General features: G+C 72.1%; 12 protein-coding genes. 8 read left to right on the plus strand and 4 right to left on the minus strand.

Annotation, left to right across the window (positions count from 1 at the left end):
- Positions 1 to 53: 53 nt before the first annotated feature.
- The 4 genes from ACZ6C6_RS20170 (at position 54) to ACZ6C6_RS20185 (ending at position 4,019) form a co-directional block, all read left to right on the plus strand.
- Complete coding sequence (locus tag ACZ6C6_RS20170) at positions 54 to 1,511, plus strand: aldehyde dehydrogenase family protein (protein ID WP_469204588.1); 1,458 nt, start codon at positions 54 to 56, stop codon at positions 1,509 to 1,511.
- A 56-nt stretch (positions 1,512 to 1,567) separates the two neighbouring features.
- A complete protein-coding gene (locus ACZ6C6_RS20175; protein ID WP_469204698.1) occupies positions 1,568 to 2,209 on the plus strand; it encodes a PadR family transcriptional regulator in 642 nt (213 codons plus the stop codon).
- An 83-nt stretch (positions 2,210 to 2,292) separates the two neighbouring features.
- Positions 2,293 to 3,237, plus strand: coding sequence for an ATP-binding cassette domain-containing protein (locus ACZ6C6_RS20180; protein WP_469204590.1), 945 nt, complete (start codon positions 2,293 to 2,295; stop codon positions 3,235 to 3,237).
- A complete protein-coding gene (locus ACZ6C6_RS20185) occupies positions 3,234 to 4,019 on the plus strand; it encodes an ABC transporter permease (protein WP_469204592.1) in 786 nt (261 codons plus the stop codon). Before ACZ6C6_RS20180 ends, ACZ6C6_RS20185 begins: the two co-directional genes overlap by 4 nt.
- 14 nt (positions 4,020 to 4,033) lie before the next feature.
- On the opposite strand, the gene ACZ6C6_RS20190 is transcribed toward ACZ6C6_RS20185, so the two are convergent.
- Positions 4,034 to 5,458 (minus strand): glutamate decarboxylase, encoded by a 1,425-nt coding sequence (locus ACZ6C6_RS20190; protein WP_469204699.1) that lies wholly within the window; start codon positions 5,456 to 5,458, stop codon positions 4,034 to 4,036.
- Between the two features lie 97 nt (positions 5,459 to 5,555).
- Positions 5,556 to 6,830, minus strand: coding sequence for an ion channel protein (locus ACZ6C6_RS20195; protein ID WP_469204594.1), 1,275 nt, complete (start codon positions 6,828 to 6,830; stop codon positions 5,556 to 5,558).
- A gap of 129 nt (positions 6,831 to 6,959) precedes the next feature.
- Here ACZ6C6_RS20195 and ACZ6C6_RS20200 point away from each other — a divergent pair, with 129 nt between their 5' ends.
- Both ACZ6C6_RS20200 and ACZ6C6_RS20205 read left to right on the plus strand, forming a co-directional pair.
- Positions 6,960 to 7,718, plus strand: a complete 759-nt coding sequence (locus ACZ6C6_RS20200) for a MerR family transcriptional regulator (protein WP_469204596.1) — start codon at positions 6,960 to 6,962, stop codon at positions 7,716 to 7,718.
- 100 nt (positions 7,719 to 7,818) lie between these two features.
- On the plus strand, positions 7,819 to 8,523 hold the full coding sequence (locus ACZ6C6_RS20205) for a DedA family protein (protein ID WP_469204598.1): 705 nt from the start codon (positions 7,819 to 7,821) through the stop codon (positions 8,521 to 8,523).
- Between the two features lie 19 nt (positions 8,524 to 8,542).
- On the opposite strand, the gene ACZ6C6_RS20210 is transcribed toward ACZ6C6_RS20205, so the two are convergent.
- On the minus strand, positions 8,543 to 10,240 hold the full coding sequence (locus ACZ6C6_RS20210) for a threonine/serine exporter family protein (RefSeq protein ID WP_469204600.1): 1,698 nt from the start codon (positions 10,238 to 10,240) through the stop codon (positions 8,543 to 8,545).
- Between the two features lie 143 nt (positions 10,241 to 10,383).
- Positions 10,384 to 10,878, minus strand: coding sequence for an inorganic diphosphatase (locus ACZ6C6_RS20215; RefSeq protein WP_018520452.1), 495 nt, complete (start codon positions 10,876 to 10,878; stop codon positions 10,384 to 10,386).
- Between the two features lie 86 nt (positions 10,879 to 10,964).
- On the opposite strand from ACZ6C6_RS20215, the gene dacB reads away from it, so the two are divergent.
- Together dacB and ACZ6C6_RS20225 are read left to right on the plus strand one after the other, a co-directional pair.
- Positions 10,965 to 12,455 carry a D-alanyl-D-alanine carboxypeptidase/D-alanyl-D-alanine endopeptidase gene (dacB, locus tag ACZ6C6_RS20220; RefSeq protein ID WP_469204602.1) on the plus strand — a complete coding sequence of 497 codons (1,491 nt, stop codon included), beginning with the start codon at positions 10,965 to 10,967 and terminating at the stop codon, positions 12,453 to 12,455.
- A gap of 49 nt (positions 12,456 to 12,504) precedes the next feature.
- Positions 12,505 to 13,638 (plus strand): zinc-dependent metalloprotease, encoded by a 1,134-nt coding sequence (locus ACZ6C6_RS20225; RefSeq protein ID WP_469204604.1) that lies wholly within the window; start codon positions 12,505 to 12,507, stop codon positions 13,636 to 13,638.
- Positions 13,639 to 13,770: the final 132 nt, after the last annotated feature.

The following is a 13,770-nucleotide window of genomic DNA, read 5'->3' on the forward strand; positions in this document are numbered from 1 at the left end:
TTTTCAGTACGATGGCGCTCCTACAGGAGTCTGCACCTGAGTTAAGGGATCGCATGTCCTTCTTCCAAGAGCTGGCCGGCCAGTACATCGACGGTGAATGGCGTACGGGCACCGGCTCCTGGGACATCATCGATTTCAATCCGTACAACGGTGAGAAGCTCGCCGCGATCACCATCGCCACCGCCGCCGAGGTGGACAGTGCCTACCGCGCCGCCGAGCGCGCGCAGGGCGAATGGGCGGCGGCCAGTCCGTACCGCCGCCGGGACGTCCTGGAGCGCGCGCTGCGGGTCACCGAGGAGCTGGCCGACGAGATCACCGAAGCGATCATCGACGAGCTGGGCGGCACCCGCACCAAGGCCGCGTACGAGCTGAGCCTCACCCAGGAATTCCTGCGCGAGGCCGCCCGGCAGGCGCTCTCACCGGAAGGGCGCATCCTGCCCTCCGCCGCGGACGGCCGGGAGAATCTGCTCTACCGGCTGCCCGTCGGGGTCGTCGGTGTCATCAGCCCCTTCAACTTCCCGCTCCTGGTGACGATGAAGTCGGTCGCGCCGGCCCTCGCCCTCGGCAACGCGGTCGTCGTCAAGGCCAACCAGAACTCGCCCGTCGTCGGCGGCGGACTCGTCGCGAGGATCTTCGAGGAGGCCGGACTGCCGGCCGGGCTGCTCAACGTGGTCGTCACCGACATAGCCGAGATCGGCGACGCGTTCATCGAGCACCCCGTGCCCCAGGTGATCTCCTTCGCCGGATCGGACCGGGTCGGCCGCCATGTCGCCGCCACCGCGGGCGCCCTCTTCAAGCGGACCATCCTCGAACTCAGCGGCAACAGCGCCCTGGTGGTGCTGGACGACGCGGACATCGACTACGCGGTCGACGCCGCCGTCTTCAGCCGGTTCATCTACTCCGGTCAGGTCTGCATGGCCGCCAACCGCATCCTGGTGGACCGCCCGGTGGCCGCGGAGTTCACGGAGAAGTTCTGCGACCGCGTCGCCGCCCTGAAGACCGGCGACCCGCGCGAGCCCGACACCCGCATCGGCCCGGTCATCAACACCTTCCACGCCGACGCGCTGGCCGCCCTGGTCGACCAGGCGATCGCCGAGGGGGCCGAGGCCCGGGTGCACGGGCGGGTGCGCGGCAATCTGGTCGAGCCGACCGTGCTCACCGGGCTGCCCGAGGACTCCCCGCTGCTGCACCAGGAGATCTTCGGCCCGGTCGCGCTGCTGGTGCCGTTCGATGGCGAGGACGAGGCGGTGCGGATCGTCAACGACAGCCCGTACGGCCTCAGCGGCGCCGTGCACACCGCGCGCACCGGGCGGGGCGTCCGGTTCGCCCAGCGCATCCGCAGCGGGATGTTCCACGTCAACGACTCCACCGTGCACGACGACCCGGGCATCGCGTTCGGCGGCGAGAAGGACTCCGGTCTGGGCCGGATGAACGGGGACGCGGCGGTCGACGCGTTCACCACCCAGAAGTGGATCTCCGTCCAGCACGGCCGCAGCGTCTTCCCCTTCTGACCTCGCCGGACACGCGTCCCGCTACGCTGGTCGGGTTGACCAGAGAGGTGGAGGGCATGTCCGCGATCCGGCTGCTGGTCCTCGGTGCCGTACGCCAGCACGGCCGGGCCCACGGCTACCAGGTCCGCAACGACCTGGAGTACTGGGGCGCCCACGAGTGGTCCAACGCCAAGCCCGGCTCCGTCTACCACGCGCTGAAACAGCTCGCGAAGCAGGACATGCTCCTGGCCCACGAGGTGGCCCCGAGCACGGCGGGCGGACCGCCGCGCATCGAGTACGAGATCACGGAGCGCGGCACCGAGGAGTACTTCGCCCTGCTGCGGGCCTCGCTCACCTCGTACGACCAGAAGATGGACGTCCTCTCGGCGGGCATCGGCTTCATCGTGGACCTGGAACGGGCCGAGGCGGTGGCCCTCCTCCGGGAGCGCCTGAGGAACCTCGCGGCCTGGCGCGCCGCGGTCACCGAGCACTACCTCCCCGAGGGCGGCCCGGAGCAGCTGGGCCACATCGGCGAGGTCATGAACTTCTGGGTCCACTCGGCGGACGCGGGCGCGGAGTGGACGCGCGGCCTGATCGCCCGGATCGAGGCCGGTGCCTACGTCTTCGCGGGCGAGGGCGACCCCTTCGTCGGCGTACTGGCCGAGGGCGAGGAGAACCCGTACGCGACCGGGGTCCAGGACCCGGGCGACGCCCACTAATCAAGTTTGACGAATGCCCCGAGGTCGTTTACCTTCGACCTACTAGTCAAGTTTGATTACTGGACTGCCGGGGGTGTGCTGGATTGCGGGACGCGATCGTGGTCGAGGGAATGCGCAAGCGCTACGGAGGGACCTACGCCCTGGACGGACTGGATCTGGCGGTCGGCCGCTCGACCGTGCACGCGGTGCTCGGGCCGAACGGGGCCGGGAAGTCCACGGTGGTCCGCATCCTGTCGACGCTGCTGAGGTACGACGAGGGCCGTGCCGAGGTCGCGGGGTACGACGTACGGCGGCGGCCGGCCGAGGTGCGCCGGCGGATCGGGCTGCTGGGCCAGCACCCGGCCCTCGACGAGGAGCTGTCCGGGCGGCAGAACCTTGAGATGTTCGGCCGGTTGTACCACCTGGGCGCACGCCGGGCCGGGGCGCGGGCGGACGCCCTGCTCGACCGGTTCGGCCTCGCGGACACCGGCCGCAAACCGGTCCGCGACTACAGCGGGGGCATGCGGAGGCGGCTCGACCTGGCGGCCTCACTGATCATCGATCCCGAGGTGCTGTTCCTGGACGAGCCGACGACCGGGCTCGACCCGCGCGGCCGGGCCGAGGTGTGGGCGGCGGTGCGCTCGCTGGTCGGCGGCGGCACGACCGTCCTGCTGACCACGCAGTATCTGGAGGAGGCCGACCGCCTCGCGGACCGGATCTCGCTGGTCGACGGCGGCCGGGTCGCCGCCGAGGGCACGGCCGACGAGCTGAAGGCCCGGGTCGGCGGCGACCGCGTCGACGTCGTCGTACGCGACGCCGCCCAGCTGGCGCGCGCGGCGGCCCTGCTCGACGGCGGCAGGGTGACGGACCCGGACCGGCGCACCGTCGGAGCGCCGACGGCGGACCGGATGGCGGCGCTCACCGGGGCCGTGCGGGCTCTGGCGGACGCGGGCATCGAGGCGGAGGACATCGCGGTGCGCCGGCCGACGCTGGACGAGGTCTTCCTGGCCCTGACGGGCAGCGGTGACGAGAAGGAGGCCGCGGCATGAGCGCGGTGATGTGGGCGGTGTCCGACTCATGGACGATGACCCGGCGCGAACTGGCCCGCTGGGCCCGGCAGCCGGCGCAGGTGGTGGTGGGCCTGGTGTTCCCGGTGATGCTGCTGCTGATGTTCACGTATCTGGTCGGCGGCGGGCGCGGCGTCGAGGGCAGCACGGCCGAGTACCTGGTGCCGGGCATGCTGGCGCTGACCATGGCCTTCGGCCTGGAGTCGACCATGCTCGCGGTCACCCGCGACCTGGAGAAGGGGGTCGTGGACCGGTTCCGCTCGATGCCGATGGCGTCCGGAGCGGTGCTGGTCGGCCGGGCTCTCGCGGACATGCTCCAGTCGGCCGCCGGGCTGCTGGTGACGGGGGCGGCGGGCTACGCGGTCGGCTGGCGGTGGCACGAGGGGCTGGCCCCCGCACTGGGGGCGCTGGGGCTGCTTCTGCTGCTGCGGTTCGCGATGCTGTGGCTCGGCATCCTGCTGGCGCTGGTGGCCGGGCGGCCGGAGAAGGTGCAGGCGGTGCAGATCCTGGTCTGGCCCGTCGGCTTCCTCTCCACGGTGTTCGCGGTGCCGGAGACCATGCCCGGATGGCTGGGCTCCGCCGTCGAGTGGAATCCGCTCTCGGCCACCGCGGCGGCGGTGCGCGACCTGTGCGGCAACCCGGGCGCCGGCGGCGGCTCCTGGGCGGCTGATCACGCCGGACCGCTCGCGGCGGTGTGGCCGCTGGCGCTGCTCGTGGTGTTCTTCCCGCTGGCGGTACGCCGGTTCGCCGCCCTCGGTCGCTGAGGTCCGGCGCCGTCTCAGTGGTGGAAGGACGTCGCCGCGTTCTGGTCCCTGGTCAGCGGGTGCGGCTGGGCGCGGAGTTCGGGCATCAGGAGGCGGAGGTCCTCCAGGAGGAGTTCCGCCAGGTCCGAGGAGAAGCCGTTGCGGCACACGACGCGGAGCACCGCCAGGTCCTCGCGGTGAACGGGGAAGGTGTACGCGGGCACCAGCCAGCCGCGTTCGCGCAGCCGCCGTGACACGTCGAAGACGTCGTACGCCTTCACCTCCGGCCTGGTGGTGAGCGCGAAGACGGGCAGCTGGTCGCCCCGGGTGAGCAGCCGGAAGTCGCCCAGCTCCTCGATCTTCGCGGCCAGGCCGGTCGCCACGTCCCGGGCCGCCTGCTGCACGGCCCGGTAGCCGTCCCGGCCCAGCCGCAGGAAGGTGTAGTACTGCGCGACGACCTGGGCGCCGGGCCGGGAGAAGTTCAGCGCGAAGGTGGGCATGTCGCCGCCCAGGTAGTTCACCCGGAAGACCAGCTCCTCGGGGAGCTCGGCGGGCGAGCGCCACAGTGCCCAGCCGACTCCCGGGTAGACCAGGCCGTACTTGTGGCCGGAGGTGTTGATGGAGGAGACCCGGGGGAGCCGGAAGTCCCACACCAGGTCCGGGTCGAGGAACGGCGCGACCATGGCGCCGGAGGCCCCGTCCACGTGGACGGGGATGTCGAGGCCGGTGCGCTCCTGGAGGTCGTCCAGGGCCGCGCACAGCTCCGCGATCGGTTCGTAGCTGCCGTCGAAGGTGGAGCCGAGGATGCCCACGACGCCGATGGTGTTCTCGTCGCACAGCTCCACGGCGGCCTGTGGGTCGAGGTGGAAGCGGTCGCCCTCCATGGGGACGAGGCGCGGTTCGACCTCCCAGAACGTGCAGAACTTCTCCCAGCACACCTGCACGTTCACCCCCATCACGAGGTTGGGCTTGGCGCTCGCCGGGTAGCGGTCGGCGTTCTTGGCCGCCCAGCGGCGTTTGAGCGCCATCGCGGCGAGCATGCACGCCTCGCTGGACCCGGTCGTGGAACAGCCGACGGCCGCCGAGGGGTCGGGCGCGTGCCAGAGGTCGGCGAGCATCGCCACACAGCGCCGCTCCAGCTCGGCGGTGCGCGGGTACTCGTCCTTGTCGATCATGTTCTTGTCGCGGCACTCAGCCATCAGCACCCCGGCCTGGGGCTCCATCCAGGTGGTGACGAAGGTGGCGAGGTTGAGCCGCGAGTTGCCGTCCAGCATCAGCTCGTCGTGGACGAGCCCGTACGCGGTGTGGGGCGGCAGCGGACCGTCCGGCAGGCGGTGCCGGGGCGGGGCCGCCTCCATTCCGGCGACCGGGTCGGCGGCCCCGTAGAACGGGTTGAGCGCCAGCTTGCGCTGCGTGACCGACGGTTCGCCCTCGTGCGCGGAGCCCCGGTGGAGCGGCATCACGGACCTGCCCTTCTCGGCTCGCGCCCGCGAGACCGGACGAATCCGACGATACGGACGTCCTCCGCGCCCGCCACCCGGTGCTGGGCCGTCCGGCTCAGCGCATCGCCGTACCGTCCTCGCGCAGCTGCATCAGCGGCCGCCCGGTGACCAGCAGCCAGGCGGGCAGCGAAGCCACGCACAGCACCGGCAGCAGGGCCGTGTCGAAGCCCAGCACCGCCGCCGTGAACAGGCTGAGCCAGCCCTGCCGGGTGACGGCCAGCAGGACGCCCAGCACCGCGCACGTCACCGCGAGTGCGACCGGCACCGCGTCCACCAGCGCATGGGCGCACAGGCCGAGCGCCACGCCCACGAACACCGCCGGGAAGATCCGGCCGCCCCGGAAGCCGCAGGTCGCGGCGATCACCAGGGCCGCCGCCTTCACCACGGCCATCTTCCCGAACTCGCCGGCCGACCAGCCGTCCGGATCGGCGGCGAGAGTCTTCACCTCGTCCAGCCCCTTGAACAGGGTGAGGTGCCCGCCGAGCGCCCCGAGCAGGCCGAGCGCGAGGCCGCCCAGGGTCAGGGCGAGCACCGGGTGCGGCAGGGCCCGGAAGAAGTGGTGGACGAAGGGGAACGCGTACACCGCCGCCAGGCCGAGGACCGCTCCGGCCGACGCGATCACGAGGGCGGAGAGCAGATCGCCCCAGCCGGTGTGCGTGTACGGGGGCAGCGACAGGTCGAAGCTGGGGTGCTCGGCAAGCGACATGGTGAGCGACCCGGCGGCCCCGGCCGCGAGCGGCCCGAACAGCTTGTCCCAGAGCGCGCCGGTGCCGGGTGAGGAGGTCAGCGTCTCGGTGAGGATCAGGGCGGCGGCGACCGGGGTGCCGAAGAGGGCGCCGATGGTCCCGGCGGCGGCGAGCGCGAGCCACAGCTCACCGGGGGCGCCCGGCGCGATCCGGCGGCCGGCCCAGGCGGCCAGGGCGATGTTGGCCGCGGTGATCGGGTTCTCCGGTCCCAGGCTGACGCCGCCCGCCAGGGCCAGGACGGTGACCACGAGCAGACCGGGCACCACGTGGGGCGGCAGGGGAGGGTCGACCAGGCCCATCGTCGCCGGGTCCGGGCCGCCCCGGCCGGGGACGGCGCGCAGGACGAGGCCGGTCACCAGGCCCGTCGCCGTGAGCATCACGATCATCCACAGCGAGGAGAAGCCCCCCACGGACAGCGCGTCGGGCAGCGTCTCCCACAACACGTCCTGGAGCTGCTCCGCGAGCAGGCTGACCCCGAGCAGGACCAGGGCCGAGACCACGCCCACGGCCAGGGCGGGCACGATGAGCACGAGCAGCCGGCGGGCGGGGGCGGGCTCGGCGACGACGGCGGAATCGGTCGGCATCGGCTCACCATAGCGATGTGAAAGCCGTAAATGCGTTCAAAAGGGGCGGACTGTGGGCGGGACTTGCACCTCACGCGGCGTGAGGGCCCAGGCTCGTACGCGTACCCACACAGGAAGGAGCGGGGAGCCATGGAGCACTCCGTGGGACAGGTCGCCGGTTTCGCCGGGGTCACGGTGCGGACCCTGCACCACTACGACACCATCGGCCTGCTCTCACCGGGCGGGCGCAGCCACGCGGGCCACCGGCGCTACGACGACGCGGACCTGGACCGGCTGCAGCAGATCCTCTTCTACCGGGAGCTCGGCTTTCCGCTGGACGAGATCGCGGCCCTGCTCGACGACCCGGACGCGGACCCGCAGAAGCACCTGCGCCGCCAGCACGCGCTGCTGTCGCACCGGATCGGGGAGCTCCAGCGGATGGCCGCCGCCGTGGAGAAAGCTATGGAGGCACGCAGGATGGGCATCAACCTCACCCCCGAGGAGAAGTTCGAGGTCTTCGGCGACAAGGACCCCGAGGAGCACGCGGAGGAGGCCGAGCGCCGCTGGGGCGGTACCGAGGCGTACGCCGAGTCGCAGCGCCGGGCCGCCCGCTACACCAAGGAGGACTGGCAGCGGATGAAGGCCGAGGTCGACTCCTGGAGCGAGCGCTACGCGGCGCTGATGGAGGCCGGTGAGCCCGCCGACGGCGAGCGCGCCACGGACCTCGCGGAGGAACACCGGCTCCACATCTCCACCTGGTTCTACGAGTGCGGCTACGAGATGCACCGGAACCTCGGTGGGATGTACGTCGCCGATCCGCAGTTCAAGGCGTTCTACGACGCCATGCGGCCGGGCCTCGCCGAGCACCTGCGCGACGCGATCGAGGCGAACGCGCGCCGCCGGGCGTAAACGGTCACGGAGGCGGGTGGAACCCGGGGCCGCCCCGAGGCGTTGATAGCTTGGGGCGGCCACGCAGCCGCCTATCGACCTCATCCTGGAGCCCGGACCCTTGAATACGCTTGCGCTCGGACCGAGCTGGCTGGACTCGGACCACCTCATCGGACAGTTCGGGCTGGTCGGTGTGCTGGTCATCGTCTTCGCCGAGTCCGGGCTGCTGATCGGCTTCTTCCTGCCCGGCGACTCGCTCCTGTTCACCACGGGCCTGCTGGTGACGACCGGCCAGCTGGACACCCCGCTCTGGCTGGTCTGCGTCCTGGTCGCGCTGGCCGCGATCATCGGCGACCAGGTGGGCTACCTCTTCGGCCGCAAGGTCGGACCCGCGCTCTTCAACCGGCCCGACTCCCGCCTCTTCAAGCAGGAGAACGTCGAGAAGGCCCACGAGTTCTTCGAGAAGCACGGCCCGAAGTCGCTGATCCTGGCCCGCTTCGTGCCGATCGTGCGGACGTTCACCCCGATCATCGCGGGCGTCAGCCGGATGAACTACCGCTCGTTCATCGTGTTCAACGTGATCGGCGGCGTCCTCTGGGGCGTCGGCGTGACCCTGCTCGGCGCCGCCCTCGGCAACGTCGAGTTCGTCCACAAGAACATCGAGGCGATGCTCATCCTGATCGTGCTGATCTCGGTGGTCCCGATCGCCATCGAGTTCCTGCGCGCCCGGAGCAAGGCCAAGAAGGAGGGCCCCGCCGACGGGAGCGGCGAGGTCCCCCCGCAGGACCCGTCCGCCGGCCGTCGCGGACGCCACGCCAAGCGCTGAGCGCCGTACGCCCCCGAGGTCAGAAGCCGCGCGTCCGCTTGGCCGCGCGGCGGTTCGCCCCGCCCACCGCGCCCGGCACCCGCATGAACAACCGGGAGATCTCGCTCCCCAGGTTCACCCCGATGGCGATGGCCAGCGCCGTCGCCACCGCCGTGGACAGTGAGGCCAGGCCCCGGTCCAGCTCGTTCTGCGCGACGCCCAGCAGCCCGAAGTACGTCGCGGAGCCGGGCAGCAGCGGCCCGATCGCCGCCGTGATGTAGGGCAGCGACGACGTGTAGCGGTAGCGCGAGAACAGCTGCCCGAACAGGCCGACGAGCCCGGCGGCCGCGGCCGTCGCGGCCACCGCCGACAGCTCGCCCGTCCGGGCCATCGCCCCGTAGATGATCCAGGCCACGCCGCCGTTCAGGGTCACCGCGAGCACCGTCGCCCGCTCCTGCTGGAGCAGGATCGCGAACGCCAGGGTCAGCAGCATCGACGCGAAGATCTGGATCACCGGCCGGTCGTGCGTGATGAACCGCGCCTCCGGGTCCAGCTCCGCGCCCAGCTGAAGCCCTCCGTACAGAGCCAGCAGCACCCCGGTGACGATCGCGATGAAGAAGTACATGACCTCCAGGAGCCGCGCCGAGGCCGTGATGTAGTAACCGGTCAGACCGTCCTGCACGCCCGCCACCAGCGCCCGCCCCGGCAGCAGCGCGAACAGCCCACCGGTGATCACCGCCGACGGCCGTACGTCCGACCAGTGCGTCAGCGTCAGGGCCACGCCCATCGCGGCGGGCGGCATCGCCGCGATCACGAACTGGTAGAACTCCGGCAGCCCGCGCCCCGCGCACAGCCAGGCCAGCCGGTCACCGAGCATCGCGCCGAGCGCGGCGATCACGAACACCAAAGGACCACCGCCGACCAGCACGGACGCCGCCCCGGCCAGCCCTCCGGCGGCCAGCGTGAGCACCCAGCCGGGATACGGGTGCCGGTTGCGCCGGATCTCCGCCAGCCGCCGGTACGCCTCCTCCAGCGACACCTCGTCGTCGGCCGTGGTGATGTCGTCGATCAGCCGGAAGACCGCCGCGAGCCGCGTGTAGTCGGTGCCCCGGCGGCGTACCGTACGGCTCGCCGTCACCGGGTCGTCCACCAGCGACGGCTGGTGCGAGATGGACAGCAGGGTGAACGTCACGGTCGGCTCGCAGCGGTCGAGCCCGTAGCTCCGCATCACCGCGAACATCGCCGCCTCGACGTCCTCGGCGCCCTCGCCGCCCGCGAGCAGCAGCTCCCCGATACGCAGCGTCAGGTCGAGCACGCGCGGAACCGGGGGCCCCGCCTCCTCGTCGTGCCGCTGGACCGGCTCCGTGGCCGGGCGCTCGGCCACCGGCATCCGCAGCATCGTGCGCATCCGGTCCTGCCAGGGCGCCTCCTTGGTCAGCCGGACCATCGGCACCCCGTACGCCGGGGTGAACGCGGGCGGGGAGTCCCGGAAGCTGTACGTGCTCGGCGTCGCGAACGCCGAACCGGTCGTCTCGGACCCGGAAGCGGAACCCGTACCGGAACCGGAGCCCGGGGCCGGCGGCTCGGGCGTCACGCCCTCCGGAAGGGCGAACTCCGACGTCGGGTGGTCCTCCTCCGGCGGCGCCGCCGGTTCGGTCCCGACAGGCCACGAGAAGGCGCTGTGCGCCTCGTCGGACTGGGGCTTCTCGTCATCGGGCCCGCCCGGTTCCGCCACCACTCGACCTCGCTCCTCCTCGGCTGCGCGTCCTCGGGCGCACTCCTGCCCAGTATGGCCACGCCCAAGGGAGGGCACACGGAACGGGCGGCACACCCGCGTGGGTGTACCGCCCGTTCTCAGGCCCGCTTACCGGAAGCGGAACGTCAGTGCGCGCCGCCCTGCGCCTCAAGGCGCTTGCGGGAGGCGACGATCTCGGCCTCGGCCTCGGCGCGGCCGACCCAGTCGGCGCCCTCGACGGACTTGCCCGGCTCCAGGTCCTTGTAGACCTCGAAGAAGTGCTGGATCTCCAGGCGGTCGAACTCCGACACGTGCTGGATGTCCTGAAGGTGCTCCACCCGGGGGTCGGACGCCGGGACGCACAGCAGCTTGTCGTCGCCGCCGGCCTCGTCGGTCATCCGGAACATGCCGATCGCGCGGCACTTGATGAGGCAGCCGGGGAACGTCGGCTCCTCCAGGATCACCAGCGCGTCCAGCGGGTCGCCGTCCTCACCGAGGGTGTCCTCGACGAAGCCGTAGTCCGCCGGGTAGCTGGTCGAGGTGAAGAGCCGACGGTCCAGACGAATCCGGCCGGTCTCGTGATCCACCTCGTACTTGTTGCGCGAACCCTTCGGGATCTCGATAACGACGTCGAACTCCACGGGTGGCTCCTCCATGATCAACACATACGACTGGTGGTTAAGTGTCCCTCACGCAGATGTGTGCTCGCGAAAGGGGCTGGTCAACGGTGGCCGAGCCGGTGGAAAGACCGTCGACGGAACCGCCCGGCACGCCCGGCGGCAGTATCGCGGCCCGCCTGGGCGTACGCGGCGGAGTGAACGACTGGCGGTTCACGGCCGTGTCCGCCGTCGTCGGACTGGCCCTCGCGGCCGGCGCCGTCCTCGCCGCCGGACCCTGGGACTCGGGTCAGCGTAAGGCCGAGCGGGACCGGGCGACCGCCGCCGAACGCACAGGTGGCGCACATCACGACGCGGGCGACCCCGACGGTCCCGCACCCGCCCCCAGCGCCCCCGCCGTCCTCGCCGCCCTGTCCCCCACCGGCACCGGCACCAAGAACGCCCCCGCCGGCGCCGACCGCGACCTGCGCACCGTCCTGGACCCGCTGCTGAGGAACGACGCGCTGGGCACCCGGCGCGCCGCCGTCGTCATCGACACCGCCACCGGCGAACGGCTCTACGGCAAGGGCGCCGACGCCCCCATGACGCCCGCCTCCACCGTCAAGATCGCCACCACCGTCGCCGCCCTCGGCGCACTCGGCCCCGCCCACCGCATCCCCACCACCGTGCGCGCCTCCGACGACCTGCGCACCGTCACCCTCGTCGGCGGCGGCGACCCCACCCTCGACAAGGCGGCCCTGCGCGCCCTGGCCACCGAGACCGCCCGCGCCCTCAAGACCGCCGACGCCCCCTCCGTACGCCTGCGCTACGACGCCTCCGCCTACTCGGGGCCCACGCACCACCCGATCGGTCCCAACGAGAACATCGCGCCCATGAGCGCCCTGATGCTGAACGAGGGCCGCCAGGACGGCTCCGCCAAGGGCCCCGCCCCGCGCACCGAGGACCCGGCCGGCGACGCCGCCCGCGCCTTCGCCGGCTACCTCGACAAGGCCGGCGTCACCACCAAGGGCGCACCCGCCCCCGGCCGCCCCGCCAAGACGTCCCGCACCGTCGCCACCCACCTCTCCGCCCCCCTCTCCGGCCTGGTCGAACGCGCCCTGACCAACAGCGACAACGACGTCGCCGAGGCGCTGGCCCGGCAGACCGCCATCGCCGCCGGGCAGCCCGCCGACTTCAAGGGCGGCCGACGGGCCGTCACCGCCCGCCTGAAGAAGCTCGGCCTGCCCCTCAAGGGCGTGAACATCGCCGACGGCAGCGGGCTCGACCGCGAGGACAAGGTGACCGCGGCCCTGCTCGCCGGACTCCTCGCCCGGGCGGCCGACCCCGCCCACCCCGAACTGCGGCCCGTCCTCACCGGCCTCCCCGTGGCCGGGTTCAGCGGCACGCTCAGCAGCCGCTACACCAGCGCGACCGGCGGCACCGGCTTCATCCGCGCCAAGACCGGCACCCTCACCGGCGTCAACAGCCTCGCCGGAACGGTCGTGGACACCCGGGGCCGGCTCCTCGCCTTCGCCTTCCTGGCCTCCGGCACCACCGCCCCCACCGAGGCCCAGAAGGCCCTCGACGAACTCGCCACCGCACTCGGCGCCGGGAAGCGGTGAGCCCGTCAACACCGCACCGCATCAAGGACGAAGCACGTACGGTTGACGCATGACGAGCATCGGTGGTGCAGGGATGGTCGACTGGAACCTCGCGGTCGCGACCGCGACCCGGCTTGTGCGGCCGGGCCCCGAGATCAGCCGCGAGGAGGCCCGCGAGGTCGTCGCGGAGCTGCGCAGGCACGCGAAGGCGGCGGAGGAGCACGTCCGCGCCTTCACCCGGATGATCCCCGAAGGCACCGAACCGGAGGACACCCCCGTCCTCGTCGTGGACCGCACCGGCTGGATCAGGGCCAACGTCGCCGGCTTCCGCGAACTGCTGCGCCCCCTCCTGGAGAAGATGGAGGAACGGCGCTCCGGCGGCGCGGGCGGCGCCGTGCTCGGCGCGGTCGGCTCCAAGGTCACCGGCGTCGAGGTCGGCATGCTGCTCTCCTTCCTCGCCTCCCGCGTCCTCGGCCAGTACGAGACCTTCGCCCCCGCCACCCGCGAACTCCCCGCCTCCGCCGACGGCGGCGGCCGCCTCCTGCTCGTCGCGCCGAACATCGTCCACGTCGAACGCGAGCTGGACGCCGACCCGCACGACTTCCGGCTCTGGGTCGCCCTCCACGAGGAGACCCACCGCACCCAGTTCACCGCGGTGCCCTGGCTCCGCGACCACCTCCAGGGCGAGATCCAGTCCTTCCTGGACGAGACCGACGTCGACCCGATGACCTTCCTGGAGCGGCTGCGCGAGGCCGCCCAGGCCCTCGCCGGCGGCCGGCCCGAGGGCGAGTCCGGCGAGGACGGCGGCCGCAGCCTGGTCGAGCTCGTCCAGACACCCGCCCAGCGCGAGATCCTCGGCCGCCTCACCGCCGTGATGTCCCTCCTGGAAGGACACGCCGACTACGTGATGGACGGCGTCGGCCCCGAGGTCGTGTCCTCCGTCGCCGCGATCCGCGAGAAGTTCCAGCAGCGCCGCGCCCAGGGCGCCGGCCGCCTCGACCAGGCCCTGCGCAAGCTGCTCGGCCTCGACGCCAAGCTGCGCCAGTACCGGGACGGCGAACGCTTCGTGCGCGCCGTCGTGGACGAGGTCGGCATGGACGGCTTCAACCGGGTGTGGACCTCGCCCAACACCCTCCCCACCAAGGCGGAGATCGCCCGCCCCGCGGACTGGATCGCGAGGGTGCACCGTAAGGCAGAGTCGTGATCAAGGTCCCCGGTACGAAGGCAACGCGCCGGTAATCACCCATCCGAGGGACCGTAGGGGCATGGGAAGGCGTGCAATGCTCGATGAACGGCATTGCTCTGTCACCATCGACGCACTCTGAGTGACGGCACT

The sequence above is a fragment of the Streptomyces sp. NPDC041814 genome, from assembly GCF_055590565.1.